This window comes from Curtobacterium sp. MMLR14_002 (assembly GCF_001864975.1).
Lineage (GTDB): Bacteria > Actinomycetota > Actinomycetes > Actinomycetales > Microbacteriaceae > Curtobacterium > Curtobacterium flaccumfaciens.
Window position 1 is genome coordinate 129,789 of the sequence record NZ_MJGT01000094.1, and the last position, 23,678, is coordinate 153,466.

Here is a 23,678-nt window from a genome sequence, read left to right on the forward strand (position 1 = left end):
ACAGGGACCCGCCACCGACACGACAGTTCCCCGACAGCGACCCGCCAGGGTGTCCGCGGCGGCGGTCCCCTACGCTCCGGGGGCGAAGCGGTAGCCCATGCCGGACTCCGTCACCAGGTAGCGCGGGTGCGCGGGGTCGGGCTCGAGCTTCCGCCGCAGCTGGGCCATGTACAGCCGCAGGTACCCGGAGTCGTTGCCGTGCGTCGGCCCCCAGACCTCGGTCAACAGCATCTCGCGGGTCATCAGCCGGTCGGGGTTCGTGACCAGGACCTCGAGCAGGCGCCACTCGGTGGGCGTCAGGCGGATCGCCGGACCCTCGGCCGGCGTGACCTGCTTCGCGACGAGGTCCACGAGCAGCGGTCCGATCGCGATCGTCGGGGTCTCCTCGGACGCCACCACCCGCCGCCGTCCGAGTGCCCGCAGCCGGGCGAGGAGCTCGTCCATCTGGAACGGCTTCGTCACGTAGTCGTCCGCACCGGCGTCGAGCGCGTCGACCTTGTCGGACGAGTCGGTCCGGCCGGAGAGCACGAGGACCGGCACCTGCGACCAAGCCCGGACGCCCTCGAGCACCCCGATGCCGTCGAGCCGGGGCATGCCGAGGTCGAGCAGCACCAGGTCGGGGCGCTCGGTGATGACGGCGTCGATCGCCTCGCGCCCGTCCCGAGCCGTGACGACGTCGTACCCGCGCGCCGAGAGCGTCACCGACAGCGCGCGGACGAGCTGTGCGTCGTCGTCAGCGATCAGGACCTTCATCGGATCTCCACTCCCACGTGCCCGGCGATCGGCAGCCGCACCACGACGGTGAGCCCACCGCCCGGGGTGTCGTCGACCTCGATCGTCCCGCCCATGCCCTCGGTGAACCCGCGCGCCAGGGCCAGCCCGAGCCCGAGCCCGGTCTCGTTGTCGGTGTCGCCGAGTCGCTGGAACGGCTGGAACACCTCGTCGCGGCGGTCCTCGGGGATGCCGGGGCCGTGGTCGGCGACGCGGAGTTCGACCCCGCCGGCGAAGGCGCTGGCGGCGACCCGGACGTGGGTGCCGTCCGGCGCGTACCGGGCGGCGTTGGCGAGCAGGTTCACGACGACGCGCTGCAGCAGGACCGGGTCGGCGAGCACCGGCGGCAGGTCCGCGGGCAGGTCGAGGTCGACGTCGTCGGGGCCGAGCTCCAGCTCGTCGAGTGCGGGGGCGACCACCGTCTCGAGCGCGATCGCCGCCGGGGTGACCGCGAGGACTCCGGCCTGCACGCGGCTGACGTCCAACAGGTCTGCCAACAGCACCGCCAGCTGACCGAGGCTCTCGTCGGCGGTCGCGAGCAGCGCCTCCCGGTCGGCCCCGGACAGGTCGATGTCGGACGCACGCAGCGTCTGCACGGCGGCGGAGGCCGCGGCGATGGGTCGGCGCACGTCGTGGCCGACGGCCGCGAGCAGCGCGCTCCGGACCCGGTCGGCGGCGGCGATGCGCTCGGCGCCGACGGCGGTGCGGGTCAGCTCCCGGTGCTCGACGGCGGCGTCGAGCTGCTGCTCGACGACCCGCAGCAGTCGGCGCTGGGTCGGGTCGTCGGGCGCACCGGCGAACTCGAGCACGGCACCGGACGCCAGCGTCGTCGACGCGTCCGGCGTCGCACCGAACTCGCCGGAGGTCGCCGGCACCTCGTCACCCTGGCGGATCCGGACGCCGGCGAAGCCGAACGCCTCTCGCGTGCGGTCGAGCAGTGCCTGCAGGGCGTCGTCGCCGCGGAGCACGCTGCCGGCGATGCCCATCAGGAGCCCGGACTCGGCCGAGGCCCGACGGGCAGCGCGCGACCGCCGCGCGGACCGGTCGACCACGAAGCTGACCAGGACCGCACTGATCACGTACATGACTAGGGCGAACAGGTGCCACGGCTGCTGGACGGTGACCATGTAGAGGGGTTGCACGAAGAAGTAGTCGAGGCTCAGCCCGGACAGCACGGCCGTGAACACCGCCGGCCACATCCCGCCCACGAGCGCCACGACGAGGACGAGCAGCTGGTACGCCAGTACGTCCACCGTGATGGCGTCCGGATCGCTGCCGATCGACAGCACCCACGTGAGCAGCGGCCCGACCAGGACCGACAGGACGAACGCGGCGACCACCCGGCCGCGGGACAGGCTGCCGCCGAGCTTCGGCAGGGTGATCCCGCCGCCGGCGCGCTCGTGCGTGACGACGTGCACGTCGATGTCGCCGGACTCGCGGATCACGGTGTTGCCGATCCCCGGGCCGGTCATCGCGGCAGCGAGTCGGCTGCGGCGGCTGACCCCGATCACGATCTGGGTGGCGTCGATCGACCGCGCGAACCGCACCAGCGTGCTCGGCACGTCGTCGCCGACGACCTGGTGGTACGTGCCACCGAGTTGCTCGAGCAGGGTCCGCTGCTTGCCGAGCGCACCGGGGTGCCGGACGCGCAGGCCGTCGTTCGTCGTCACGTGCACGGCGGCGAGCTCGCCACCGGCACTGCGTGCGGCGATGCGGGCGCCGCGGCGCAGCAGGGTCTCGCCCTCGGGGCCGCCGGTCAGGGCGACGAGCACACGCTCCCGGGTCTCCCACCGGTGCTCGATGCCGTGCTCGGCGCGGTAGGCCTTGAGCGCGTCGTCGACCTCGTCGGCGAGCCAGAGCAGGGCGATCTCGCGCAGCGCGGTGAGGTTGCCGAGGCGGAAGTAGTTCGACAGCGCGGCGTCGATCCGGGCCGCCGGGTACACGAGCCCGTCGGAGAGCCGCTCGCGCAGCGCTGCCGGGGCCAGGTCGACGACCTCGATCTGGTCGGCCGCGCGCACCACGGCGTCGGGGACGGTCTCGCGCTGCACGGTGCCGGTGATCTCGCGGACCACGTCGCCGAGGGACTGCATGTGCTGCACGTTGACGGTCGAGATGACGTCGATGCCGGCGTCCCGCAGTGCCTCCACGTCCTGCCAGCGCTTCTCGTTCGGGCTCCCCGGGGCGTTCGTGTGCGCGAGTTCGTCGACCAGCGCGACCTCGGGTGCCCGGGCGATGACGGCGTCGAGGTCGAGGTCGTCGAGGTCGACGCCCCGGTGCGAGACGGTGCGGCGGGGCACGACCTCGAGCCCGTTCACCAGTGCCGCGGTGGCGGCGCGCTCGTGCGTCTCGACGACGGCGACGACCACGTCGCGACCCTCGTCGAGCAGCCGACGCCCCTCTTCGAGCATCGTGTAGGTCTTGCCGACACCGGGCGCCGCACCGAGCAGGACCCGCAGCTTCCCGCGCTTCACGTGCTCATCCTCTCGCGTCGGGGGGTCGGTCTCCGCAAAACACCGGTGTTCACCTGTCGCACCGCGGATTGCGGGTGTTCGACGCGCGAGCACCGGTGTCTTGCGGAGGGGCCACCCACGGTCAGGAGGACTTCGCCAGGGCCAGGTTCAGCGACAACACGTTCACGACGGGCTCGCCGAGGAACCCGAGCTGCCGCGACTCGGTGTGCTCGGCCACGAGCGCCCGCACGTCAGCAACCGACAGGCCTCGCGCCGAGGCCACTCGAGCCACCTGCTGGGACGCATAGGCGGGGCTGATGTCCGGGTCGAGCCCCGAACCGGACGCGGTCACGGCGTCGGCAGGCACCTGCGCGGCGGGGACCCCGTCGGCCTTCGCCAGCGCCGCACGACGCTCCTCGACGGCCTTGAGCAGGTCGGCGTTGTTCGGCCCGAGGTTCGAGCCGGAGGACGCCCCCGCGTCGTAGCCGTCCCCGGCGGCGGACGGCCGCGACTGGAACCAGCGGTCGGCCTGCTTGCCGGTGAACGACTGCCCGATCAACGAGGAACCGACGACCTTGCCGGACGAGTCCGTGACCATCGAACCGTTGGCCTGGTCGTGGAACGCCGCCTGGCCGACGCCCCAGACGGCGAGCGGGTAGCCGACGCCCAGGACGACGGTGGCGACGAGGGTGAGGCGGATGGCCACACCGGCGGAACGGAAGGTGGAACGTGCAGATGCCATGACTAGAACCCCGGGATGAGACCGACCACGAGGTCGATCAGTTTGATGCCGATGAAGGGGACGACCACGCCGCCCAGCCCGTAGACGAGCAGGTTGCGGCCGAGGATCGACGACGCTGCGGCCGCGCGGTACTTGACGCCACGCAGGGACAGCGGGATGAGCGCCACGATGACGAGCGCGTTGAAGATGACAGCCGACAGGATCGCGGACGACGGGCTGTGCAGCCCCATGATGTTGAGCGCCGCGAGCCCGGGGAACGCCGCCTGGAACATCGCCGGGATGATCGCGAAGTACTTCGCGACGTCGTTGGCGATGGAGAAGGTGGTCAGGGCACCGCGGGTGATGAGCAGCTGCTTGCCGATGCGGACGACGTCGATGAGCTTGGTCGGGTCGGAGTCGAGGTCGACCATGTTGCCCGCCTCCTTCGCTGCCGTCGTGCCGGTGTTCATCGCGACGCCGACGTCCGCCTGGGCCAGGGCAGGGGCGTCGTTGGTGCCGTCACCGGTCATGGCGACGAGGTTGCCGCCCTCCTGCTCGCGCTTGATGTAGGCGAGCTTGTCCTCCGGGGTGGCCTCGGCGAGGAAGTCGTCGACGCCGGCCTCGTGGGCGATGGCGGCCGCGGTGCGGGGGTTGTCCCCGGTGATCATCACCGTGCGGATGCCCATCGACCGGAGCTCGGCGAACCGCGACGCCATGCCGTCCTTCACGACGTCCTTCAGGTGCACGACGCCGAGCAGGGCGACCGCGCCGTCGGAGGAGCGGCGGCCGACGACGAGCGGGGTGCCGCCCTGGTCGGAGATCTCCGCAACAGTCGCGTCGATGGCCGACACCACACCGGCTTCGGTGGTGTCCGCCCAGGCGAGCACTGCCGCAGCAGCGCCCGTCCGGATCTGCGACCCGTCCGGCAGGTCGAGACCGGACATGCGCGTCTGCGCCGTGAACGGCACCTCGACGGCGCCGTCCGGCAGGCCGACCGCGGCGCCGTCCTCGCGCGCCAGGTCGACGATCGAACGTCCCTCAGGGGTCGAGTCCGCAGCGCTCGACAGGGCTGCCGCTTCCATCAGCGAAGCCTCGCTCACGCCCGGCACCGGCACCACGCGGGATGCCCGACGGTTGCCGTAGGTGATCGTGCCGGTCTTGTCGAGCAGCAGCGTCGTGATGTCGCCGGCGGCCTCGACCGCGCGGCCCGACATCGCCAGCACGTTGTGCTGCACGAGCCGGTCCATGCCGGCGATGCCGATCGCGGAGAGCAGGGCTCCGATGGTGGTCGGGATGAGGCAGACGAGCAGGGCGATGAGCACCGGCACGCTGACCGTCGCACCGACGAGTCCCGCGATGGGCTGCATCGTCAGGCAGACGATCACGAAGACGATCGACAACGAGGCGAGCAGGATGTTCAGCGCGATCTCGTTCGGTGTCTTCTGCCGTGCCGCACCCTCGACCAGGCGGATCATCCGGTCGATGAAGGTCTCGCCCGGCGTCGAGGTGATGCGCACCACGATCCGGTCCGACAGCACCCGGGTGCCGCCGGTGACGGCACTGCGGTCACCGCCGGACTCGCGGATGACCGGTGCGGACTCACCCGTGACGGCCGACTCGTCGACCGACGCGATGCCGTCGATGACGTCGCCGTCGCCCGGGATGACCTCGCCGGCGACGACCACGACCACGTCGCCCTTGGCCAGGTCGACGGACGCGACCTCCTCGGTCTCGTTGCCGGTCGCGGCCGCGTCGGTCGTCGCGTACCCGAGCACCCGGCGGGCGCTCGTGGTCGAGCGGGTCTTCCGCAGGGTGTCGGCCTGCGCCTTGCCACGGCCCTCCGCCACCGACTCCGCCAGGTTGGCGAAGACGACGGTGAGCCAGAGCCACACGGCGATCGCGATGGTGAACGCGGACGGCTCGACGACGGCGGCCACCGTCGTCAGCGCCGCGCCGACCTCGACGATGAACATGACGGGGTTCCGCCACATGAGTCGCGGATCGAGTTTCCGCAGGGCGCCCGGGAGGCCCGCCACCAGTTGGCGGGGTCCGAATGCGGACGAGCGGGTGGCCGGTTCCACGGCGGTGCGCGGTTCCGACTCCGTGGTCACGGGGGTGGTCATGACAGTCCTTCTGCGAGCGGACCCAGTGCGAGCACCGGGAAGTAGGTGAGTGCGGTGACGATGACGGCGACGCCGCCGAGCAGCCCGATGAACAGCGGGCGGTGAGTGGGCAGCGTGCCGGCGGTCTCCGGCACCCGGTCCTGCGCGGCGAGGGACCCGGCGAGCGCCAGGACGAACACCATCGGCACGAAGCGGCCGAGCAGCATCACGACGCCGAGCGAGGAGTTCATCCACGTGGTGTTCGCGGTGAGCCCGCCGAAGGCCGAACCGTTGTTGTTCGCACCCGACGTGAAGGCGTAGAGCAGCTCGGTCAGCCCGTGGTTGCCGGGGTTGAAGATCGACGTCCCGAGCACCTGTTCCCGGACCCCGGGGATCACGAGCGAGAGCCCGGTGGCCAGGAGCACGAGCGTCGGCGTGACGAGGATGTACAGCGCCGCGAAGGTCATCTCCTTGGCGCGGATCTTCTTGCCGAGGTACTCCGGGGTGCGACCGACGAGCAGGCCACCGATGAACACCGTGATGACGGCGAGCACGAGCATGCCGTACAGGCCGGATCCGACGCCGCCGGGGGTGACCTCGCCGAGCATCATGTTGACGAGCGCCATCATCCCGCCGATCGGGGTGTAGCTGTCGTGCATCGCGTTGACCGCACCGGTGGACGTCGAGGTGGTCGCGGTCGAGAAGAGCGTCGAACCGAGGATGCCGAAGCGGCTCTCCTTGCCCTCCATCGCGGCACCGGCAGCGTGTGTGGCGACACCGCCGCCGCCGAGTTCGGCGATCGACATGACCGACAGCGACACGAGGAAGATCGCGCCCATCACGGCGAGGATCGCGTACCCCTGGCGGTCGTCGCCGACCAGGCGCCCGAACGTGCGCGGGAGCGAGAACGGGATGACGAGCATCAGGAAGATCTCGACGAGGTTCGTCCACGCCTGCGGGTTCTCGAACGGGTGCGCCGAGTTCGCGTTGAAGTAGCCACCACCGTTCGTGCCGAGCTCCTTGATCGCCTCCTGCGACGCGACGAACCCGTCCGGGATGTGCTGCGTGCCACCGATGAGCGTGGTGACGTCGGTGCCGCTCCCCCACGACTGGACGACCCCGCCGGCGACGAGGACGATCGCGAAGACGAACGCGCCGGGCAGCAGCAGACGGCCGAGGCCGCGCACGATGTCCACCCACACGTTGCCGAGCGTGCCGGACTTGCGACGGGCGAACCCACGCACCAGGGCCACGGCGACCGAGAGGCCGACGGCCGCGGACAGGAAGTTCTGCACCGCCAGGCCGGCCATCTGCACCGTGTAGCCGAGGGTGACCTCGGGCGAGTACGACTGCCAGTTCGTGTTCGACACGAACGACGCCGCGGTGTTGAACGCGAGCGACGGTCCGACGCCGGGCAGCCCGAGGTCACCGGGCAGGACGACCTGGATGCGCTGCAGCAGGTAGACGAGCAGGAGCCCGGCGACGCTGAAGAGCAGCACGCCGCGCAGGTACACGGGCCAGGACTGCTCGGCGTCCGGGTCGACCCCGATCAGCCGGTAGACCCCGCGCTCGACCCGGTTGTGGCGGACGGGCGTGAAGACCTTCGCCATCCAGTCACCGAGCGGGCGGTACGCGACGACGAGCAGCAGGACGAGGGTGGCGACCTGGGCGATGCCCGCCCAGACGTCCGCGGCGCCCACTAGAAGCGCTCCGGACGCACGAGCGCCCAGACGAGGTACACGACTGCGGCGATGCCGAGGACGGCGGCCGCGATGGTGATGCCGATCACAGCCGTTCCACCCCCTTGGCGATCAGTGCCACCACGCCGAACACGGCGAGGACACCGGCGACGACGAACACGTCGAACACGAGGGACTCCAGAAGATCTGCGGTGTCCGCGCCGGGTGACGCGGACCGGCACCACGAGTGGTGCCGAACCGATGCTGGATCCTGCGCCGCGCCTCCAGGCCACTCCTAACGGATCCCTGACGCCGCCCTGGCGGACGCATGCACGCTCCTAACGCGCGGACCGAGGCGGCTCAGTCGGCCGCGGTCGCAAGTCGAGTCGACAGGTCGCGGACTGCGCCACGCAGCGCCTCCGGCCCCTCGACCCGGATCGGCACGGCCAGCCCGGCGACGACTCCGGCGAGGCCGTCCCACGACCACGACCCGAGGGTGACGCGGGCCCGGTCGTCCTCGAGCTGCTCGACCACGGCGTCCTCGGGCAGGTACGGCGCGATCCGCCGCGCATCGCCCGCCGTCGTGGTCACCGAACCGGTGCACGGCCACACGTCGTCGACCGCGACCCCTTGAACCGCGCGGACACGAACGCGGCCGCATCGCCACCGGGGATCGGACGTGGCGTGAAGGGGACGCGCGTGCGCATCCGGGGCGTGATCCGGTCGATGCGGTGCGTGCGCCAGTCGTCGCGATCGGCATCCCAGTCGAGCAGGTACCAGCGACCGTTCCGGGCGACGACGGCGTGCGGTTCCACCCGGTGCGGGGTCTCGTCGTCGCCGTACCCGAAGCGGAAGACCTCCTGCAGGTGGACGGCCTCGCTCACCGCCACCAGGACCTCCGGGTCGGTGGTGGTCCTGCTCGTCGCGGTCACGGCCTGTACCGTGTCGACCCGGGACCGCAGCCGCGCGGGCATCACCTGCCGAACGGTCGCCAGGGCGCGGGCCGCCGACTCGGCGACGTCCGCCCCGGATGCCGGTGCCACGGCGAGCGCCAGGGCGATCGCCACCGCCTGGTCGTCGTCGAAGAGCAGCGGGGGCAGGTCGGAGCCGGCCTCGAGCCGGTAGCCGCCGGCCGGGCCACGGAGTGCCTCCACCCGGTACCCGAGCCCGCGGAGACGATCGACGTCGCGGCGGACGGTGCGCGGACTGACGTCGAGCCGACCGGCGAGCTCGTCTCCCGGCCAGTCGCGGTGCACCTGGAGCAGGGAGAGCAGCGCGAGCATCCGTGCGGAGGGTCCGGCCATGGCGTCCATCTTCGTCCGAGAAGCGGACACGATCTGACCGCATTGCCCGTCATCCTCGTCCCATGAGCATCGAGACGACAACCCACCTCAACTTCGACGGCGACGCCCGCGCGGCGCTCGACTTCTACGCATCGGTCTTCGGCGGCGAGGTCACCGCCGCCACCTACGGCCAGATGGGCGCCCTGGACGACCCGGCCTGGGCGGACCGCATCGTCTTCGGGCAGGTCTCCACGGCCGCCGGCTTCCGCGTCATGGCCTTCGACGTCTGGCCCGGACAGCCCTACGACCAGGGATCGAATGCCTTCTACGTGTTCGTGCACGGCGACGACACGGCCGAGATCCAGCGGTACTGGGCCGCACTGTCCGACGGCGCCGACATCCGGCAGCCCCTGGAACCCTCGGCCTGGGCACCGTTGGCCGGGCAGCTGCGCGACCGCTTCGGCGTGGTCTGGCAGCTCGACGTCGCCCCGGCTGGCGACTGATCCGTCCTGACGGTCGCGGTCAGCGCGTCGGCGTCCACGTCGACACGGTGACCGCGGCCGTCACCGTCGCCGGCTCGAACACGGTGTCCGCCGCGACGTGGTGGTGGCTCGGCCCCATGTGCACGACGTCGTGGACGTCCTCCGCCGACAGCTCCATGGACCAGGTCAGGTCCTCGGAGGACCGCAGCGCGAACGACGGCGTCAGGGAGTCGTGCAGCCGGCGCTCCTTCTCCGGGTCCACGCTGATCGTCGCTTCGGCGAGTTCCGCCAGGTGGCCGGCCCGCGGGGTCACCACCGCGAGCACGCCGTCGGCGTGCAGGACGCGGGCGTACTCGGTCTGGTTGCGGGGCGCGAAGACGTCGAGCAGGACGGCGGCAGCGCCGTTGACGACCGGGAGGCGCTCGGTCACGTCCCCGACGACGGCCCCCGCGCGCTCGTGGGCGCGTGCCGCACGCCGGATCGCGACGGCCGACAAGTCCAACGCGACCCCGAGCCTCCCGCCCGCCGCGCGCAGCGCATGCGCCAGGTAGGTCCCTGGGCCGGAACCGACGTCGAGCACGATGCCGGGCGCGGTGGCGTCCGCGACGATCGCGGCGAGCGCCCGCTCGACGGGCGCGTAGTGGCCGCGCCCCAGGAACCGCAGCCGCGCGTCCACCATCTCCGGGGTGTCCGCGGTGAGTGCGCGCCGCTTCGCGGGCAGGAGCGTCAGGTGGCCCTGCTTCGCCTCGTCGAACCGGTGACCGTTCGGGCAGCCGACCTGGCCGCCGTCGACGCGGCCGAGGGGCTCGGCGCACACGGGGCAGGCGAGCATCGGCAGCAGGTCGTCACGCACCGGCCCAGCGTACGGGGCTGGCTCCCCCTGACCGGATGTCGCTGCCTGCGCGGCAGTACGGTCAGGACATGGCAGTCATCGAGCAGGCAACGCTCCGCCCCTCCAAGGCCGAGGCGCTCGCCGCCTGGCTCCCCGACCAGGCGTGGAGCGGCGTCGTCGCAGGAGCGCCGCTCGAGGTCATCGGGCAGTTCCGGTTCGACGACCCCGCTGGCGAGGTCGGCGTCGAGGTGCTCCTCGTCCGCACCGACGACGGCCGGGTCCTGCAGGCGCCACTGACCTACCGGGACGCACCACTGCCGGGTGCCGACGCGTTCCTGGTCACCGAGATGGACCACTCCGTGCTCGGGCGACGGTGGGTGTACGACGCCGTGGGTGATCCGGTCCACGCTGATGTCCTGCGCCGGGCGATCGTCACCGGCGGGCACGAAGCGGAGCTCGAGTTGGCCAACGGTGCCGGACAGCGGCCGAAGGACGCCTGGGCCAGCGGCAGCGGTTCCGCGCCGGACTCCCCTACAGTCACCTCGGTGCACGCGACGACGACGGGTGCGGTGACGTCGATCGCGACCGACCACGGCACGATCGTCATCGCTCGGGTCGTCGGTACGGCCCTGCCCGAGGGCGAGACGCTGACCGGGACGTGGACGGACGGCTCCGAGGTGCTCGCCGTCCTGCTGCCCGAACGCGCCTGAGGTACTGGCAGGGCCTGCCTGTGCCGGGGACCGGCTGGCAGGATCGACGGCGTGAAGACACTGGAGTTGCCACAGACAGACCTCACCGCCTCCGACGTCGTCGTCGGACTGATGCGGATCAACGACATGAGCGATGAGGACATCCGTTCGCTCTACAGCGCCTCGCGCGATGCGGGCGTGAACATGTTCGACCACGCCGCGGTCTACGGCGAGTGGCACGGCTGCGAGGAGCGGTTCGGCGCCGCCGTCACGCTGACGCCCGCGGAACGCGCCGAGATCGTGCTGCAGACCAAGGTCGGCATCCGGCCGACGCCGAAGGGCGCGTACTTCGACTTCTCGTACGAGCACATCCTCGAGTCCGTGCACGAGTCGCTCGAGGCACTGCAGACCGAGTACGTCGACGTCCTGCTGCTGCACCGCCCCGACGCCCTCGTCGAGCCGGAAGAGGTCGCGAAGGCCTTCGACGAGCTGCACGCCGCCGGCAAGGTGCACCACTTCGGCGTCTCGAACCACACCCCCGGCCAGGTCGACCTGCTCAAGAAGCACGTCCGCCAGCCGCTCGCGTTCAACCAGGTGCAGCTGAGCATCACCCACGCCAACGTCATCTCGCAGGGCCTGACCGCGAACATGGGCGGCCTCGAGCAGTCCGTGGACCGCGACAACGACATCCTCAACTACTCGCGCATCAACGACGTCACGCTGCAGGCCTGGTCGCCGTTCCAGAAGGGCTTCTTCGACGGCGTCTTCCTGGGCGACCGTGAGCAGTACGCCGAGCTGAACGACGTGCTCGAGGAGGTCGCCGCCGCACACGGTGTCACCCCGACCGGCATCGCGGTCGCGTGGATCACCCGCCACCCCGCGCACTTCCAGGTCGTCCTCGGCACCACGAACCCGCAGCGCGTGCGGGACTCGGCAGCCGGCTCGGACGTCGAGCTGTCGCGCGAGGAGTGGTACCGGATCTTCACCGCGGCCGGACACACCGTTCCCTGAACCGGGACCGCCCCGTGGGGTCGGGCAGGGTGGGGTCGGGCAGGGTGGGGTCGTGCTCCACGACCTCGCCCTGCCCGTCCGCCTGACCACACGCTCCGGCGAACTGACGCTGCGGGACGCGGTGGACGAGGACCTCGATGCGCTCATGGCGCTGTTGTCCGACGACCCGATCAGCGCCGCACGGGGTGACGTCGCCGCGCCGGAGGACCGCCCGCAGTACGCCGAGGCCCTCCGGTCGATCGTGGACGACCCGGCGAACGCGTTGCTCGTCGCCGAGGACGCCGACGGGCGGCTCGTCGGGACGCTGCAACTCACCCGGATCCCCGGGATGGCTCGTCGTGGTGCCACCCGACTGCTCGTCGAGGCGGTGCGGGTCAGCAGTGCGCTGCGCTCCGGCGGCATCGGGACCGCGCTGATGCGCTGGGTGACCGACGTGGCGGCACCGGCCCTCGGGACCCCGCTCGTGCAGCTCACCTCCGACGCCGCACGGACCGATGCGCACCGGTTCTACGAGCGCCTCGGCTTCACCGGCTCGCACGTCGGGTTCAAGTACCGGGTCCCCGACCCTTCCGCGCGCTGACGTTCTTTCCCAGAACGCGTGCGATGCAAGGTGCTTTCGGGCGTACCTGGTGAAAAGTTCCGACCAGGTATGCCCGATTCGACCAGGTACGCCCGATTCGACCAGGCGCGCTAGTCGTCGGAGGCGGAACCCGCAGACCTCGGCGTCGGCACGTTCACGTCGACCGGGGACACCCCGGCGGGGTCGGCGGAGGCACCACCCACGACGTCGAACGAGATCCCCAGCATCGCCGGGTCCTCGTCGAGTTCGAGCCCGTCCTGACGGACCTGGTCCTCCGGGATTGCACGGCCACCGGACGGGTCCCACGAGTTCGCGATCGACATGCGCACGAGCATGCCCGAGCCGCTTGGCAATCGCCCAAGAAAGCCCGGAGGACCCCCGGAACGGTCAGAGGTCGTCCGGGTGGAGCCGCTCACCGGCGTGCGGACGCCGGAACACCGGGCCGCCGCCGGCCTCGTCCTCGTCGTGGTGACTGACGGGCGAGACGCTCGGGTCAGCGGAGTCGTCGCCGACGTCGGCGCCGCGGTCCTCCTCCATCTCGAGCTCGGACTCGTCACTGCCGTCCACGGGGATGGACCGGCCCTGCTGTTCGGGATCGAACGGTGCGCTCATCGACATGGGGCGAGCATGCTCCCGCTCGGTGAACGCCGGGTCAACGCTGTCCGTCGGCCGCGATGAGCTCGAGCTGCGTCAGCGTCAGGTCGGTGCCGGCGGTGAACGTGAACGACGAACCGCCGCCGAGGATGCGGAACACCCGGGTCTGGCCGGCCCACGAGAACTCGGCACCGTCGACCGCGGTGACGGCGTCGTCGAGGCCGACCTGCCACGAGTAGGACCCCGGCGATGCCACCGTCACGGTGTACAACGAGGCGGCGGGGCACGACACGTCGAAGGACACGGACCCCCCCGCGGCGAGCACCGTGACGGTGCGGCCGGTGTCGTCGGTGAGCGCCGAGGCACCGACGGGCAGGACGTCCACCGGGACGTCCCGGTAGCCGTGCACGTCGGAGGCCGAGACGGGGCGGGTGTCCGACGCCCATCCCTGCGGTTCGTCGGACAGGGTGAACTCGATCCGCGACGCGGCGACGACCACGCTGTGCGGGATGGTGACCGAGGTCCAGGGCGAGCCGTCGACCGTCACCGACGCGACGTACCGGCCTGCGGAGCCGGCGGCGATCTCGATGACGGTGGGCGATCCTCCCGGCTGTCGCAGCACCGTCCTGCGGACCGACGGCGGTACGAGCACGTAGGTGCCGGTCGACGGCGCCAGGGGGTACAGGCCGATGGTCGCGAAGACGTACCAGGCGCTCATCTCACCGTTGTCCTCGTCACCCGGGTAGCCCTGGCCGAGGTCGGACCCGACGAACAGCCGCTCGAGCGACTCGCGGACGATGCGGTGCGCGTCGTCGTGGCGCCCGGTGAACATCGGGAAGAAGGGGATGTGGTGCGCGGGCTGGTTCGACAGCCCGAGCATGCCCATCCGGACATCGCGGGCCTCGGTCATCTCGTGGATCGGGAACCCGTACGAGCCGGACCGCGCCAACGCGCCGGTCTCGGGGGTCGCGAAGAACGCGTCGAGAGCGGCGTCGAAGCGCTCCGGCCCGCCGTGCAGGTCGACGACGCCGGCGCCGTCGTGCGGCGCCGTGAACGCGGTGCCCCACGCGTTCGTCTCCGTGTAGTCGTCGCCCCAGTCGCGCGGGTCGAACTCGGTGCCGACCCGCCACGAGCCGTCCGGGTCGCGGCCGATGAAGAACCCGCGCTCGGAGTCGAAGACGTGCCGGTACTGCAGGGACCGGCGGGCGAACCACTCGGCCTCGGCCTCGTAACGGGACAGGTCGGCGGGCGTCCGCGCCCGTGACGCGAGCAGGCCCGCCATGACGGCCAGACCCCAGTCGTTGATGGCCGCGTCCAGGGTCCACGACATCCCCTCGTGGGTCGCCGTGTCGACGTGGCCGCGGAAGGCGCCCGGGAGGCTCCCCTTGCGTCCGACGCGCTCGTCACGCGGCGGGACGGTCGCGTTCCGCACCGCGCTCCGGTACGCCTCGGCCAGGTCGAAGCCGCGCACGCCCTTCACCGCGAGGTCGGCGAAGACGGTGTCGCTCGTGGTGCCGGTCATGCAGTCCTCGGCACCGGGGGCACTCCAGCGGGGCGTCCACCCGCCGTCGTGGTGGTGCTCGACGAAGCCCTGCGCGAGCTCGCCAGCGGTCTCGGGGGTCAGGAGTCCGAGGAGCGGCCAGGCCGTGCGGTAGGTGTCCCAGAAGCCGTTCGTGGTGGTGAACGGGCCCTCGACGATCTCCGGCCCGGGCTCGTCGCGGATCGGGTCCGCCAGCACGTCGCCGTACGGGGAGCGGTGCCGCGGGGTACCGGTCAGGGCAGCCTCCCCGGCGCGGTTCGGGTAGAGGAACAGCCGGTACAGGCCGGAGTACAGGCTCGTCAGCTGGTCGGGGCTCGCGCCGTCGAAGGACAGCGTCGCGAGCTTCTCGGTCCACAGCGCCTCGGCACGGGACCGCATGGCGTCGAACGAGCCGGCGTCGTCGAGGTTCGCGCGGGCGTCCTCGATCGAGACGGTCGAGATGCCGAGCAGGACGTCGACCCGGCCGGCCGTGCCGCTGGCCTCTCCCACGGACAGCCAGCCGCGCAGCTCGTGCTCGCCGATCGTCGTGTGGTCGGCGGTGACCCCCGCGACCCGCAGGTGCACGTGGTGCGGCGGGGTGCCGGGGCGGTCGTCGAGGACGGCCTCGACCACGGCGGTGCCGTCGGTGATCGTCACGGAGACGTCGGACACCCGGCCGTGGTGGTCGAGCACGACGCTGCGGGTGCCGGTGAACCGGAACCCGAGGGCGAACTCCCCCGCGGTCAGCTCGGCCGTCACACCGTGCTCGAGGGCGACCCGGTAGCGGTGCGGGCCGTCCTGCTCGTCCTCGTGGTCGAACCCGAGCGCGCGAGCGGACCGGTCGACATCGGGGGTGTCGAGTGGCGAGGGCATCACCTGGAACACCCCGCGGTCACCCATCCACGGCGACGGGATGTGACTCGTCGCGAAGGCCTGGATCGCCGGACGGAGTCGCCCCTGGTCGTCGAGCCGGTCGTGCTCCTGGTACGCGTACGGCCAGCGGTTGCTCGAGGCGTCCGTCATCGGCAGGCCGAACACCCCGCCGTGCGGGACGCCGACGAGCGGGGCGTTGTTGCCGCGGGAGAACCGGGAGGACGCCTGGGTACCCCGGGTCGTCCGGACGTGGCCGAGCGGGGTCGTCGGGGTCGGACGCGCAGGACCGATCCGGACGGCGTCGAGCCAGCCGCGTAGTGCGGGACGTTCGCCGTCGGTGGCCGCCGCCGACGTGTCGGAGCCGAGCCGGGCCTCCAGGCGGTCGACGACCAGCCCCGCGAACGGCGCGAGGTCGACCGCGCGGCGGTTCCACTGGTCCACCCACTGCTTGCGGGCCGCATCCTGCGCGTCCGGGGTGACCGCGTCGCCGTACTGGTCGCGGACCCCGGGGTGGTCACGCAGCCGCGAGCCGTCGGTGAAGACGACGTCGACGGCGAAGGCCGTGGCGTCCCAGAAGTGCGGCAGGTCTGCTTCCGTCGGTTCCGACGCCCCGTCGGGCAGGGTCCGTTCGGGGAACCAGACCCAGGAGAGCTCGTCGCCGGTGGCGATGGTGCGTCCGGTGAAACCGGGGACGATCGCCTCGGCCACGGACGCTCCCGCTGGTCGCTCGACGAACCAGGCCTCTGCCGAACCGAAGCCGACACCGTTCCGAGCGGCCACGGCCGTCGTCGGGCCACCGCTCCGTTGCAGTTCTCGCACGGAACGAGCCTATTTGCTCCAGGGACTGGACGAAAACCCCGGCGTGTCAGTGCTCGTCGTCAGTGCTCGTCGTCAGTGCTCGTCGTCAGTCCTTGTTGTGTCCCGGTGCGCTACCGGACTTGCCGGGGGCGGTGCCCGACGTGGTGTTGACCGCGCCGGTGTCGGCCGCGCCCGTGTCAGCCGCGCCCGTACCGTCCTGCGGCTCCTGCACCGGGTTCGAGGCCGGGGTGCTCGGCTCCGGGCCGACGGGCGGGTCCTGCGTGGGCTGCTCCGGCTCGGTCGGTTCGCTCGGCTGCTCGCTCGGTTCCTCGGCGGGCTGCGACGGCTGCTGCTGCTCCTGCGAGGGCTGCTGCTCGGCGGGTTCGCTCGGCTGCTGTTCCTCGCCCGGGTCCTCGGACGGCTGCTGCTCGGTCGGCGCGGTCGACGTGGTGTCCGTCGGGGCCGGGGTGCCGTCGTCGTCGCCGTTCAGGGCGAACACCGCGACCCCGATGCCGATGAGCACCAGGACGATCACGATGATCGCGGCGATGAGCGGTCCGCGCTTCTTCTTCTCCGGCTGGTCCTCCGGCTGGTCGCCCCGGACCGGTCGGGGCGTGACCGGTGGCGGTGTCGGACCGCTCGGGCCCGATGCGCCGCGGTCGGCTGCCTGGGCGCCGAGGACGGTCGTCGAGACGTCGTCGGCGGGGTTCGGACGCTGGGTGTCGAGGACGCGGGTGGCGTCGTCGCCCGGACGCGCGCCGCCGTTCGGCAGTTCGCTCGCCGGCATCGCCTGCGTCCGGTCGTCGGCGTTCGCCGCTGCGGCGGCACCGGCGCCGACCGCGGCACCAGCCGCACCGGCGGCCGCGGACGTCACCGCACCGGGCGTGCCGGGCAGCAGCTGCGTGGCGTTCGTCGGCTCGTCGCGGCCCAGCGCACGCAGGCGCTCGGCCGCCTCGGCAGCCGTCGGTCGCTCCGCCGGGTCCTGCGCGGTCATCACGTGCAGCAAGGTGCGCCAGGCCGTGGGCAGCTGCCGGTCGATCTCGGGCGAACGGGTGAGCCGGGCGGTAGCCGACTCGACCGCGCTGCCCGGGAACGGCTGGCGGCCGGTCATGCACTCGAGCAGCACGAGCCCGAGCGAGTAGACGTCGGCCTTGCCGGTGATCTCCTTCGCCAGGACCTGCTCCGGGGCCAGGTACGCCGCCGTCCCCATCACGGTCCCCGTCCCCGTCACGCGTGAGGCGTCACGGAGCAGGGCGATCCCGAAGTCGGCGAGCTTGACGTGCCGGCCGTCGCTCTCGAGCAGGACGTTCGCGGGCTTCACGTCACGGTGGACGATCCCCTGCGCGTGCACGGCGGCCAGGCCGTCGGCGACCTGCGCACCCAGGCGGGCAGCGGTCGCGGGGTCGAGCGGGCCCTCGCGCAGACGGGTCGCCAGGTCACTGCCCGGCACGAGTTCCATGACGAGGTACGAGTCACCGTCGACGTCGTCGAGTGCGGCGTCGAAGAGCGTGACGAGCTCGGGGGCGCGCAGCGTCGCGAGGGTCTGGATCTCCGCCTCGGCGCGGGCGCGCTCACCGCGGTCGACGGGGCCGATGCGGAACACCTTGACCGCGACCTCGCGACCGAGTTGCTCGTCGACCGCCCGGTACACGGACGCCATGCCACCGTGTCCGAGCGTGCCCGTGACGCGGTACCTGCCGCCGAAGACCCGTTCTTCCATGCCCGGCAACCTACCGGTCGCGGCTGACGGCGCTCTGCCGTTCGGGGCGCTTGGCGCGCGGCGGGGCGGGGCCCGGCGACTTCGTGAGCAGAAGATGTCGGGTGCGGGCGAGCGACCCGACGTCTTCTGCTCACGAAGTGATGCGGTCGACGTCCGGCGCGGGCTCGGCACCGTGGTGGAGCGCCGTCAGGTACAACCGGTGCGCCGTGATCACGAGGGCGAGCCAGGCGAGTCCGAGCGCCCACGCCGCCAGCACGTCGGTCAGCCAGTGGTGCCCGAGGAACACCCGCGACGCCCCCACCGACAGCACGAACAGGGTGCCCACGACGATCGTCCACACCCGGGTGACGACGCGCGACTGCCGCAGGAGCAGGAGGTACACGATGGTGCCCACGATCACCGTGGAGTTGAGCGTGTGCCCCGACGGGAACGACGGCGACGTCTCGTACGGCGGCACCGCGTCGGACAGCGGCGGACGTGCACGGCCGATCAGGTCCTTGCCCGCGATCGTCATGAGCAACGAACCACCGCTCGCGGCGACCAGGAGCACCAGTGGCGTCCACGCACGGCGCTGGATCGTGAAGCCGACCAGGAATCCGAGCGCGACGATCGGCATCCCGATCGTGCCGGCGATGTCGGTCCACCAGGTGACGAGCGTGTCCGCCGTGGGTGATCGGAGTGTGAGCGCCCAGTCGAGGACGGGGCGGTCGAGCACCGCGACGTCGTCGGCTTCCCGCACGGCGTCGTAGACCTCGGAGGCGATCCACGTGGCGAGGACGGCGACGCCCAGGCCGATGGCGAGGGTCAGCAGCAGGACGGGCATGGCGCCGAAGCGCTTGCCGAGCGCGGTCCACGCCTCGGCGACGCTGCGGCCGGCACGGGAGCGCCAACGGGTCAGGTCGACTTCGCCAACGGTGCGGTCGGCGGCGTCCCCGCGTTCGGTCTGCATCCGTCCACACTGCCCGAAGCCGCCGGGAGCCGTCCCGGCCGCCTCAGTCCTTCGCCTCCGAGTACGCCCCCACCACCCCGACCGACAGCGGGAACGTCACCGGGAAGTCCTGGAACAACAACCGTCCGGCATCGACGGCGGCCTCCCGGATCTGCTGCGCCACCCACTCAGCGTGCTCCGCCGGGGCGTGCACCACGATCTCGTCGTGCACGAAGAACACCAGGTGCGGCCCGTCCGTCACGGCTCCGGGGAAGCGCGCGATCAGCCGCGAGCGCAGGGACCCCATCCACGCGAGCGCCCACTCCGCCGCCGTCCCCTGCACCACGAAGTTCCGGGTGAACCGCCCCCAGCTCCGGGCGCGCGACTCGACCGCACGCTGCATCGCCGGGGTCCCCTCGACCGTGTAGGCCTGGTTCCGGGCCTCGAACCACGAGTCCTCGGGCACCGGTGACGTCCGCCCGAGCAGCGTCGTCACGGGTTCGCCGCGCTCCCCCGCACGGGCCGCCCGTTCCACCATGTCGAGCGCCTGCGGGAACGCCCGGACCAGGCGTGGCACGAGCCGACCGCCCTCGCCCTGGGTCGCCCCGTACATCGCACCGAGCATCGCCACCTTCGCCTGCTGCCGGGTCTCGACCGCCCCCGACGCCACCACGCCGTCGTACAGGTCGCGCCCGTCGCCGGCCGCGGCCATCGCCCGGTCGCCGGACATCGCGGCGAGCACCCGGGGCTCCAGCTGTGCGGCGTCCGCCACGACGAGCTTCCACCCGGGGTCGGCGATGACCGCCCCGCGGATGCCCTTCGGCAACTGCATCGCTCCCCCGCCGTCGGCCGCCCAACGACCGGTGACGACACCGCCGACGACGTACTTCGGGTGGAACCGGCCGTCGCGGATCCAGTCGTCGAGCCAGGTCCAGCCGTTGGCGGTGAGCAGTCGCGCCAGGCGCTTGTACTCGAGCAGCGGCTCGATGACGGGGTGCTCGATCTCCTGCAGCTCCCACTTCCGCGTGCTCGTGACCATCAGGCCGGCCCGGCGCAGCGACTTCAGGACGTCGGCGGGCGAGTCCGGGTTGAGACCGGGGTCGTCGAGGCGCTCGCGCACGACGGCGGCGATCTCCTCGAGGCGTCGCGGCCGCACCCCGTAGGGCACGCGCGGCCCGAGGGCGTCCTCGAGCAGCCGCTCGTGCACGTCGGCACGCCACGGCAGCCCGGCGAGCAGCATCTCGGCCGCCACGAGCGCACCGGCCGACTCCGCGGTGAGCAGCAGACGGAGGGCACCGGGAGCGCTCGACCCCGCCACCGCGGCGAGCTGGGAGCGGAACTCCGCCACCGGGTCGACCTCGTCGTCGGGCGCAGCGGCGGTGAACAGGGCGTCGTCGAAGAGCTGGGCCTGCGTCGGCCGGACCACGCGGGCTTCCGCGACCGGGGCGTCCAAGGCATCTGCCGGCGCAGCGGCGAGCGCGGATCCCCGTGCCGCGAGCGCGGCCCGCAGGACACGACGACCGAGGCGCAGGTCGACGCAGCGTCCGACTCGCCCACCTGCAGCGAGCACGGCCGGGTACCAGCGCGCGGTGTCGTCCCACACCCAGCGCACGCCCGGTGCGTCGTGGTCCGCGACGAAGGCCGGGAGGCCCGGCTCGTCCAGGCGGATCGGCTCGCCCCCGGCGGTCCCCGCGTCGGTCAGGGGCGTCGCGAGGACGCCGCCGTCGACGCGGCGGAGGACGAGGTGCACGACACGATCATGCCGTGCCCCACCGACCCCGGCGGACCAGGGCCGGAACGGGTGTCACTCGCCGGGTCGGACCGCCGCGGTGTCGGCGACGTCGATGCGGACGTCGCCGTCCTCGGCACGGGAGACCTCGACCCGCGGATCGGCGTCGTGCTCGTCAGATCCGGACATGCGGCGGAACGTGTCCTGTCGGCGTTCCTCGAACGTCATGTCGACGCCGTCGTCGAGGTGGTCGTGGTCGGGCTTCGTCATGCCGTGCACGGTACGCGGCCGCGGCTGCGGGCGGTCACGCGACCGGCGCCGTGCCGGTCCGCTCGGTCCAGTGCCCACCGCTCGCCCACCGGTCGAGCACGGCCGCGCGCAACCGACCGGACGGCGCCGCGGACCGTGCGGTCGCCAGCGGCACCCCGAAGACGAACTTCGCGACACTGGAGTCCCCCTCGGTCGCGTCGTGCTCCCCCGGCGGGACGAGACGGAAGCGCCGGGCGAAGTGCACGAGGTTGGCATCGCGACCGAGCGCGGCGGGCAGCCCCGGGTCGAGCATCCAGGAGCGGCACTGCCACCGGTCGGCAGCGAGCTGCGGTGCGAGGCCGCGCAGGACCTCGGGTGCGCGGGCGAACGAGCGGTCGCAGGCCACCGGGTCGAGCGGCCCGGTCTCCGGCACGTGCACGCCCCAGGCCGGCGTGCCGTCCGCCAGGTGGTCGCCGAGTTCGAACTGGAGGCGCCCCACGGCCACCACGCGCCCGGTCACCACGGCGACGAGCCACTCCACCCCGGTGCCGTGCAGACCGTAGCGTGCGAGCTTGCGGTCGACGTCGGCGACGGAGGCCTCGGCGAGCGCGCGCGGGAGGCCCCGCTCCGCGAGCGCGTCGGCGCTGTCCGGCACCGCGGCGCGGAGCCCCGCCACCAACAGCGCGTCCCGCTCCGCGGGCCCGGCGTCGGCGACGGTGGCGGCCAGTGCGGCCGCCACCGTCGCGGAGTCGTCCGGTGACCCCACGGCGGCGGCGAGGACCGCGACGGACGCGGGGCGGGCCTCCAGGCCGGGGGTCGCGGTGGTCACTTCAGACCGGACGACGCGAGCCCGTCCATCACCCGACGCTGCAGCACGACGAACATGATGAGCACCGGCGCCATCGCCATCAGGCTGGCGGCCATCAGCACCGGGTAGTCGATCGTGCGGTCACTCGACAGCGTCGCGAGGCCGGCTGCGAGCGGCATGTCCTCGGCGCGGGTGGAGACCACGAGCGGCCAGAGCAGCTCGTTCCACGACCACAGCACCGTCGTGATCGCGAGCACGCTGATCGAGGGACGGGCCAGGGGCAGCATGATCCGCCAGAACGTCTGGAACGGGTTCGCGCCGTCCATCCGCGCTGCCTCTTCGAGCTCGGGCGGCATGTTCAGGAACGCGGTCCGCATCAGGAACGTACCGAAGGCGCTGAACAGCCCGGGTGCGACGATCCCCATCAGGGTGTCGAGCCAGCCGAGCCCCTGCACGATCTGGTACTGCGAGATCAGGTAGACCTGCGAGGGCACGAGCAGGATCGACAGCACGATCGCGAGCAGTGCCGCCCGGCCGCGGAACCGCATCCGGGCGAAGGCGTACCCGGCGAGCGTGCACAGGACGATCTGCGCGATCGTGCGGATGATCGTGACGTACACCGACGTGCCGAGCTGGCTGAGGAACGGCAGGCGTTCGAAGACCTGCGCGTAGTTCTGCCACTGCAGCTCCCCCGGCCAGAAGACCGGCGTGACGGACTGCACCTGCGCGTTCGTGGAGAGCGACATGATGATCTGCCACAGGAACGGGAAGGCCATCGCGAACCCGCCGATGCCGAGCACGACGTGGATCCACCAGTGGCTGCCGCCGCGACGGCCGGGTCGGCGTGCGGCCCGAGGCGGTGTGACGGTGGCGGTCATCCCTGCACCCACTTCCGTTGGACGCGGAACTGCACGAGCGTGACGATGCCGATGAGCAGGAAGATCACCATCGCGATCGCGGCCGCGAAGCCCTTGTCGTTGTCGATGAACCCGGCGCTGTAGAAGTAGAAGACGAGCGACATCGTCTTCGGGATCACCGGGTTGGTGCTGCCGAGGATCGCGTACAGCAGGTCGAACAGCTGGAAGCTCGAGATCGTCGTGACGATCACCACGAAGAAGATGCTCGGGCTGAGCAACGGCACGGTCACCGACCGGAACTGCCGCCACCGGCTCGCGCCGTCGAGCTCCGCGGCCTCGTAGAGCTCCGGCGGGATGTCCTTGAGCCCGGCGCCGAGGATGATCATCGAGAACCCGAGGGAGGACCAGAGGCCGACCAGGCTCACCGCGATCAGCGCGAAGCCGGGGGTCGAGATCCAGTACGGGCCGTCGATGCCGAAGTTCCCGAGGAACCAGTTCACGATGCCGTAGTCGCCGTTGTACATGATGCGCCAGACCAGGGCGATCGCCGCGGGCATGGCGACGTACGGCAGGAAGAAGAGCACCCGGTAGAACTGGGCGAACCGCAGCCCCGGGGTGTTCAGCAGACTGGCGAGCCACACCGCGATCGGGATCCCGGCGAGGACGATCACGGTGTAGATCACCGTGTTCAGCAGCGACTGGTAGAGCTGCGGGTCACCGACGAGCCGGACGTAGTTGGCGACGCCGGTGAACGTGGCGCCCCCGAAGACGCCCCAGCTGGTGAACGAGTACCAGAACGTCTGGATGATCGGCCAGATGTAGAAGGTGCCGACGCCGACGAGCAACGGGAGCACGAAGAGCCACGGCCACCAGCCGTCGGTCCGTCGTGGCGCTCGGCCGCCGTCGGCTCGCGGAGCGGGGGCACCCCGCCCGGACGAACGTGTCGTCCGGGCGGGGGTGGCTGCGGCCGGGGGCCGCTCGGTGTTGATCGTCACGCGCGGGT

Annotated in this window: 23 protein-coding genes; 4 read left to right on the forward strand and 19 right to left on the reverse strand. The window is 72.0% G+C overall.

The features are described from left to right. Nucleotides 1–69 precede the first annotated feature (69 nt). From BIU91_RS15805 to BIU91_RS15835, 8 genes are all read right to left on the reverse strand, one after another. Entirely contained in the window at nucleotides 70–753 is a 684-nt protein-coding gene (locus BIU91_RS15805; RefSeq protein ID WP_027466795.1) for a response regulator, read from the reverse strand. Further along, nucleotides 750–3,242: an ATP-binding protein gene (locus tag BIU91_RS15810; protein WP_027466796.1), complete on the reverse strand. Its 2,493-nt coding sequence runs from the start codon at nucleotides 3,240–3,242 to the stop codon at nucleotides 750–752. The genes BIU91_RS15805 and BIU91_RS15810 overlap by 4 nt, the downstream gene beginning before the upstream one ends. Before the next feature lie 121 nt (nucleotides 3,243–3,363). Further along, on the reverse strand, nucleotides 3,364–3,963 hold the full coding sequence (kdpC, locus tag BIU91_RS15815; RefSeq protein WP_071406219.1) for a K(+)-transporting ATPase subunit C: 600 nt from the start codon (nucleotides 3,961–3,963) through the stop codon (nucleotides 3,364–3,366). 2 nt (nucleotides 3,964–3,965) lie between these two features. Beyond that, nucleotides 3,966–6,065, reverse strand: coding sequence for a potassium-transporting ATPase subunit KdpB (gene kdpB, locus BIU91_RS15820; protein WP_071406220.1), 2,100 nt, complete (start codon nucleotides 6,063–6,065; stop codon nucleotides 3,966–3,968). Next, nucleotides 6,062–7,744: a potassium-transporting ATPase subunit KdpA gene (gene kdpA, locus BIU91_RS15825; RefSeq protein ID WP_071406221.1), complete on the reverse strand. Its 1,683-nt coding sequence runs from the start codon at nucleotides 7,742–7,744 to the stop codon at nucleotides 6,062–6,064. The genes kdpB and kdpA overlap by 4 nt, the downstream gene beginning before the upstream one ends. Further along, entirely contained in the window at nucleotides 7,744–7,833 is a 90-nt protein-coding gene (locus BIU91_RS15830; protein ID WP_017887940.1) for a potassium-transporting ATPase subunit F, read from the reverse strand. Before BIU91_RS15830 ends, kdpA begins: the two co-directional genes overlap by 1 nt. 250 nt (nucleotides 7,834–8,083) lie before the next feature. After that, nucleotides 8,084–8,314 carry a WYL domain-containing protein gene (locus BIU91_RS19545; protein WP_366556902.1) on the reverse strand — a complete coding sequence of 77 codons (231 nt, stop codon included), beginning with the start codon at nucleotides 8,312–8,314 and terminating at the stop codon, nucleotides 8,084–8,086. Then, the gene (locus BIU91_RS15835; protein ID WP_366556903.1) at nucleotides 8,311–9,027 is read right to left on the reverse strand and encodes a WYL domain-containing protein; all 717 of its coding nucleotides are present in this window, start codon (nucleotides 9,025–9,027) and stop codon (nucleotides 8,311–8,313) included. Before BIU91_RS15835 ends, BIU91_RS19545 begins: the two co-directional genes overlap by 4 nt. 62 nt (nucleotides 9,028–9,089) lie before the next feature. Here BIU91_RS15835 and BIU91_RS15840 point away from each other — a divergent pair, with 62 nt between their 5' ends. After that, entirely contained in the window at nucleotides 9,090–9,509 is a 420-nt protein-coding gene (locus BIU91_RS15840) for a VOC family protein (protein WP_071406222.1), read from the forward strand. A gap of 19 nt (nucleotides 9,510–9,528) precedes the next feature. Here BIU91_RS15840 and BIU91_RS15845 read toward each other — a convergent pair whose 3' ends face one another. Continuing rightward, nucleotides 9,529–10,341, reverse strand: coding sequence for a putative RNA methyltransferase (locus tag BIU91_RS15845; RefSeq protein ID WP_084741353.1), 813 nt, complete (start codon nucleotides 10,339–10,341; stop codon nucleotides 9,529–9,531). A 68-nt stretch (nucleotides 10,342–10,409) separates the two neighbouring features. Here BIU91_RS15845 and BIU91_RS15850 point away from each other — a divergent pair, with 68 nt between their 5' ends. The 3 genes from BIU91_RS15850 to BIU91_RS15860 are packed head-to-tail and all read left to right on the forward strand — an operon-like array spanning nucleotide 10,410 to nucleotide 12,600. After that, nucleotides 10,410–11,030, forward strand: coding sequence for a hypothetical protein (locus tag BIU91_RS15850; protein WP_071406223.1), 621 nt, complete (start codon nucleotides 10,410–10,412; stop codon nucleotides 11,028–11,030). 51 nt (nucleotides 11,031–11,081) lie between these two features. Then, on the forward strand, nucleotides 11,082–12,020 hold the full coding sequence (locus tag BIU91_RS15855; protein ID WP_139196610.1) for an aldo/keto reductase family oxidoreductase: 939 nt from the start codon (nucleotides 11,082–11,084) through the stop codon (nucleotides 12,018–12,020). 52 nt (nucleotides 12,021–12,072) lie between these two features. Further along, complete coding sequence (locus BIU91_RS15860) at nucleotides 12,073–12,600, forward strand: GNAT family N-acetyltransferase (RefSeq protein ID WP_071406224.1); 528 nt, start codon at nucleotides 12,073–12,075, stop codon at nucleotides 12,598–12,600. Between the two features lie 110 nt (nucleotides 12,601–12,710). Here BIU91_RS15860 and BIU91_RS15865 read toward each other — a convergent pair whose 3' ends face one another. The 10 genes from BIU91_RS15865 to BIU91_RS15910 all read right to left on the reverse strand — a co-directional run bounded on the left by BIU91_RS15865 (nucleotide 12,711) and on the right by BIU91_RS15910 (nucleotide 23,670). Next, nucleotides 12,711–12,923 carry a hypothetical protein gene (locus BIU91_RS15865; RefSeq protein ID WP_139179591.1) on the reverse strand — a complete coding sequence of 71 codons (213 nt, stop codon included), beginning with the start codon at nucleotides 12,921–12,923 and terminating at the stop codon, nucleotides 12,711–12,713. A gap of 64 nt (nucleotides 12,924–12,987) precedes the next feature. Next, entirely contained in the window at nucleotides 12,988–13,218 is a 231-nt protein-coding gene (locus BIU91_RS15870) for a hypothetical protein (RefSeq protein WP_017887929.1), read from the reverse strand. A gap of 34 nt (nucleotides 13,219–13,252) precedes the next feature. Further along, nucleotides 13,253–16,405, reverse strand: coding sequence for a GH92 family glycosyl hydrolase (locus tag BIU91_RS15875; RefSeq protein ID WP_253183783.1), 3,153 nt, complete (start codon nucleotides 16,403–16,405; stop codon nucleotides 13,253–13,255). Nucleotides 16,406–16,490: 85 nt separating this feature from the next. Continuing rightward, complete coding sequence (locus BIU91_RS15880) at nucleotides 16,491–18,104, reverse strand: serine/threonine-protein kinase (protein WP_071406226.1); 1,614 nt, start codon at nucleotides 18,102–18,104, stop codon at nucleotides 16,491–16,493. Between the two features lie 130 nt (nucleotides 18,105–18,234). Then, nucleotides 18,235–19,053: a phosphatase PAP2 family protein gene (locus tag BIU91_RS15885; RefSeq protein WP_071406227.1), complete on the reverse strand. Its 819-nt coding sequence runs from the start codon at nucleotides 19,051–19,053 to the stop codon at nucleotides 18,235–18,237. Between the two features lie 43 nt (nucleotides 19,054–19,096). After that, the gene (locus BIU91_RS15890) at nucleotides 19,097–20,782 is read right to left on the reverse strand and encodes a bifunctional 3'-5' exonuclease/DNA polymerase (protein ID WP_071406228.1); all 1,686 of its coding nucleotides are present in this window, start codon (nucleotides 20,780–20,782) and stop codon (nucleotides 19,097–19,099) included. 54 nt (nucleotides 20,783–20,836) lie between these two features. Further along, nucleotides 20,837–21,031: a hypothetical protein gene (locus BIU91_RS15895; RefSeq protein WP_017887924.1), complete on the reverse strand. Its 195-nt coding sequence runs from the start codon at nucleotides 21,029–21,031 to the stop codon at nucleotides 20,837–20,839. Between the two features lie 34 nt (nucleotides 21,032–21,065). Continuing rightward, nucleotides 21,066–21,839, reverse strand: coding sequence for a hypothetical protein (locus tag BIU91_RS15900; RefSeq protein WP_071406229.1), 774 nt, complete (start codon nucleotides 21,837–21,839; stop codon nucleotides 21,066–21,068). Further along, the gene (locus BIU91_RS15905) at nucleotides 21,836–22,696 is read right to left on the reverse strand and encodes a carbohydrate ABC transporter permease (protein ID WP_071406230.1); all 861 of its coding nucleotides are present in this window, start codon (nucleotides 22,694–22,696) and stop codon (nucleotides 21,836–21,838) included. The genes BIU91_RS15900 and BIU91_RS15905 overlap by 4 nt, the downstream gene beginning before the upstream one ends. Beyond that, a complete protein-coding gene (locus tag BIU91_RS15910; protein ID WP_027466814.1) occupies nucleotides 22,693–23,670 on the reverse strand; it encodes a carbohydrate ABC transporter permease in 978 nt (325 codons plus the stop codon). Before BIU91_RS15910 ends, BIU91_RS15905 begins: the two co-directional genes overlap by 4 nt. Nucleotides 23,671–23,678: the final 8 nt, after the last annotated feature.

What these genes read in the sequence shown, in the direction of transcription:
- BIU91_RS15805 (WP_027466795.1), bottom strand. Translation starts at nt 753, where the DNA reads ATGAAGGTCCTGATCGCTGACGACGACGCACAGCTCGTCCGCGCGCTG.
- kdpC (WP_071406219.1), bottom strand. Translation starts at nt 3,963, where the DNA reads ATGGCATCTGCACGTTCCACCTTCCGTTCCGCCGGTGTGGCCATCCGC.
- kdpB (WP_071406220.1), bottom strand. Translation starts at nt 6,065, where the DNA reads ATGACCACCCCCGTGACCACGGAGTCGGAACCGCGCACCGCCGTGGAA.
- BIU91_RS15835 (WP_366556903.1), bottom strand. Translation starts at nt 9,027, where the DNA reads ATGGCCGGACCCTCCGCACGGATGCTCGCGCTGCTCTCCCTGCTCCAG.
- BIU91_RS15840 (WP_071406222.1), top strand. Translation starts at nt 9,090, where the DNA reads ATGAGCATCGAGACGACAACCCACCTCAACTTCGACGGCGACGCCCGC.
- BIU91_RS15850 (WP_071406223.1), top strand. Translation starts at nt 10,410, where the DNA reads ATGGCAGTCATCGAGCAGGCAACGCTCCGCCCCTCCAAGGCCGAGGCG.
- BIU91_RS15865 (WP_139179591.1), bottom strand. Translation starts at nt 12,923, where the DNA reads ATGTCGATCGCGAACTCGTGGGACCCGTCCGGTGGCCGTGCAATCCCG.
- BIU91_RS15870 (WP_017887929.1), bottom strand. Translation starts at nt 13,218, where the DNA reads ATGTCGATGAGCGCACCGTTCGATCCCGAACAGCAGGGCCGGTCCATC.
- BIU91_RS15880 (WP_071406226.1), bottom strand. Translation starts at nt 18,104, where the DNA reads ATGGAAGAACGGGTCTTCGGCGGCAGGTACCGCGTCACGGGCACGCTC.
- BIU91_RS15885 (WP_071406227.1), bottom strand. Translation starts at nt 19,053, where the DNA reads ATGCAGACCGAACGCGGGGACGCCGCCGACCGCACCGTTGGCGAAGTC.
- BIU91_RS15895 (WP_017887924.1), bottom strand. Translation starts at nt 21,031, where the DNA reads ATGACGAAGCCCGACCACGACCACCTCGACGACGGCGTCGACATGACG.
- BIU91_RS15905 (WP_071406230.1), bottom strand. Translation starts at nt 22,696, where the DNA reads ATGACCGCCACCGTCACACCGCCTCGGGCCGCACGCCGACCCGGCCGT.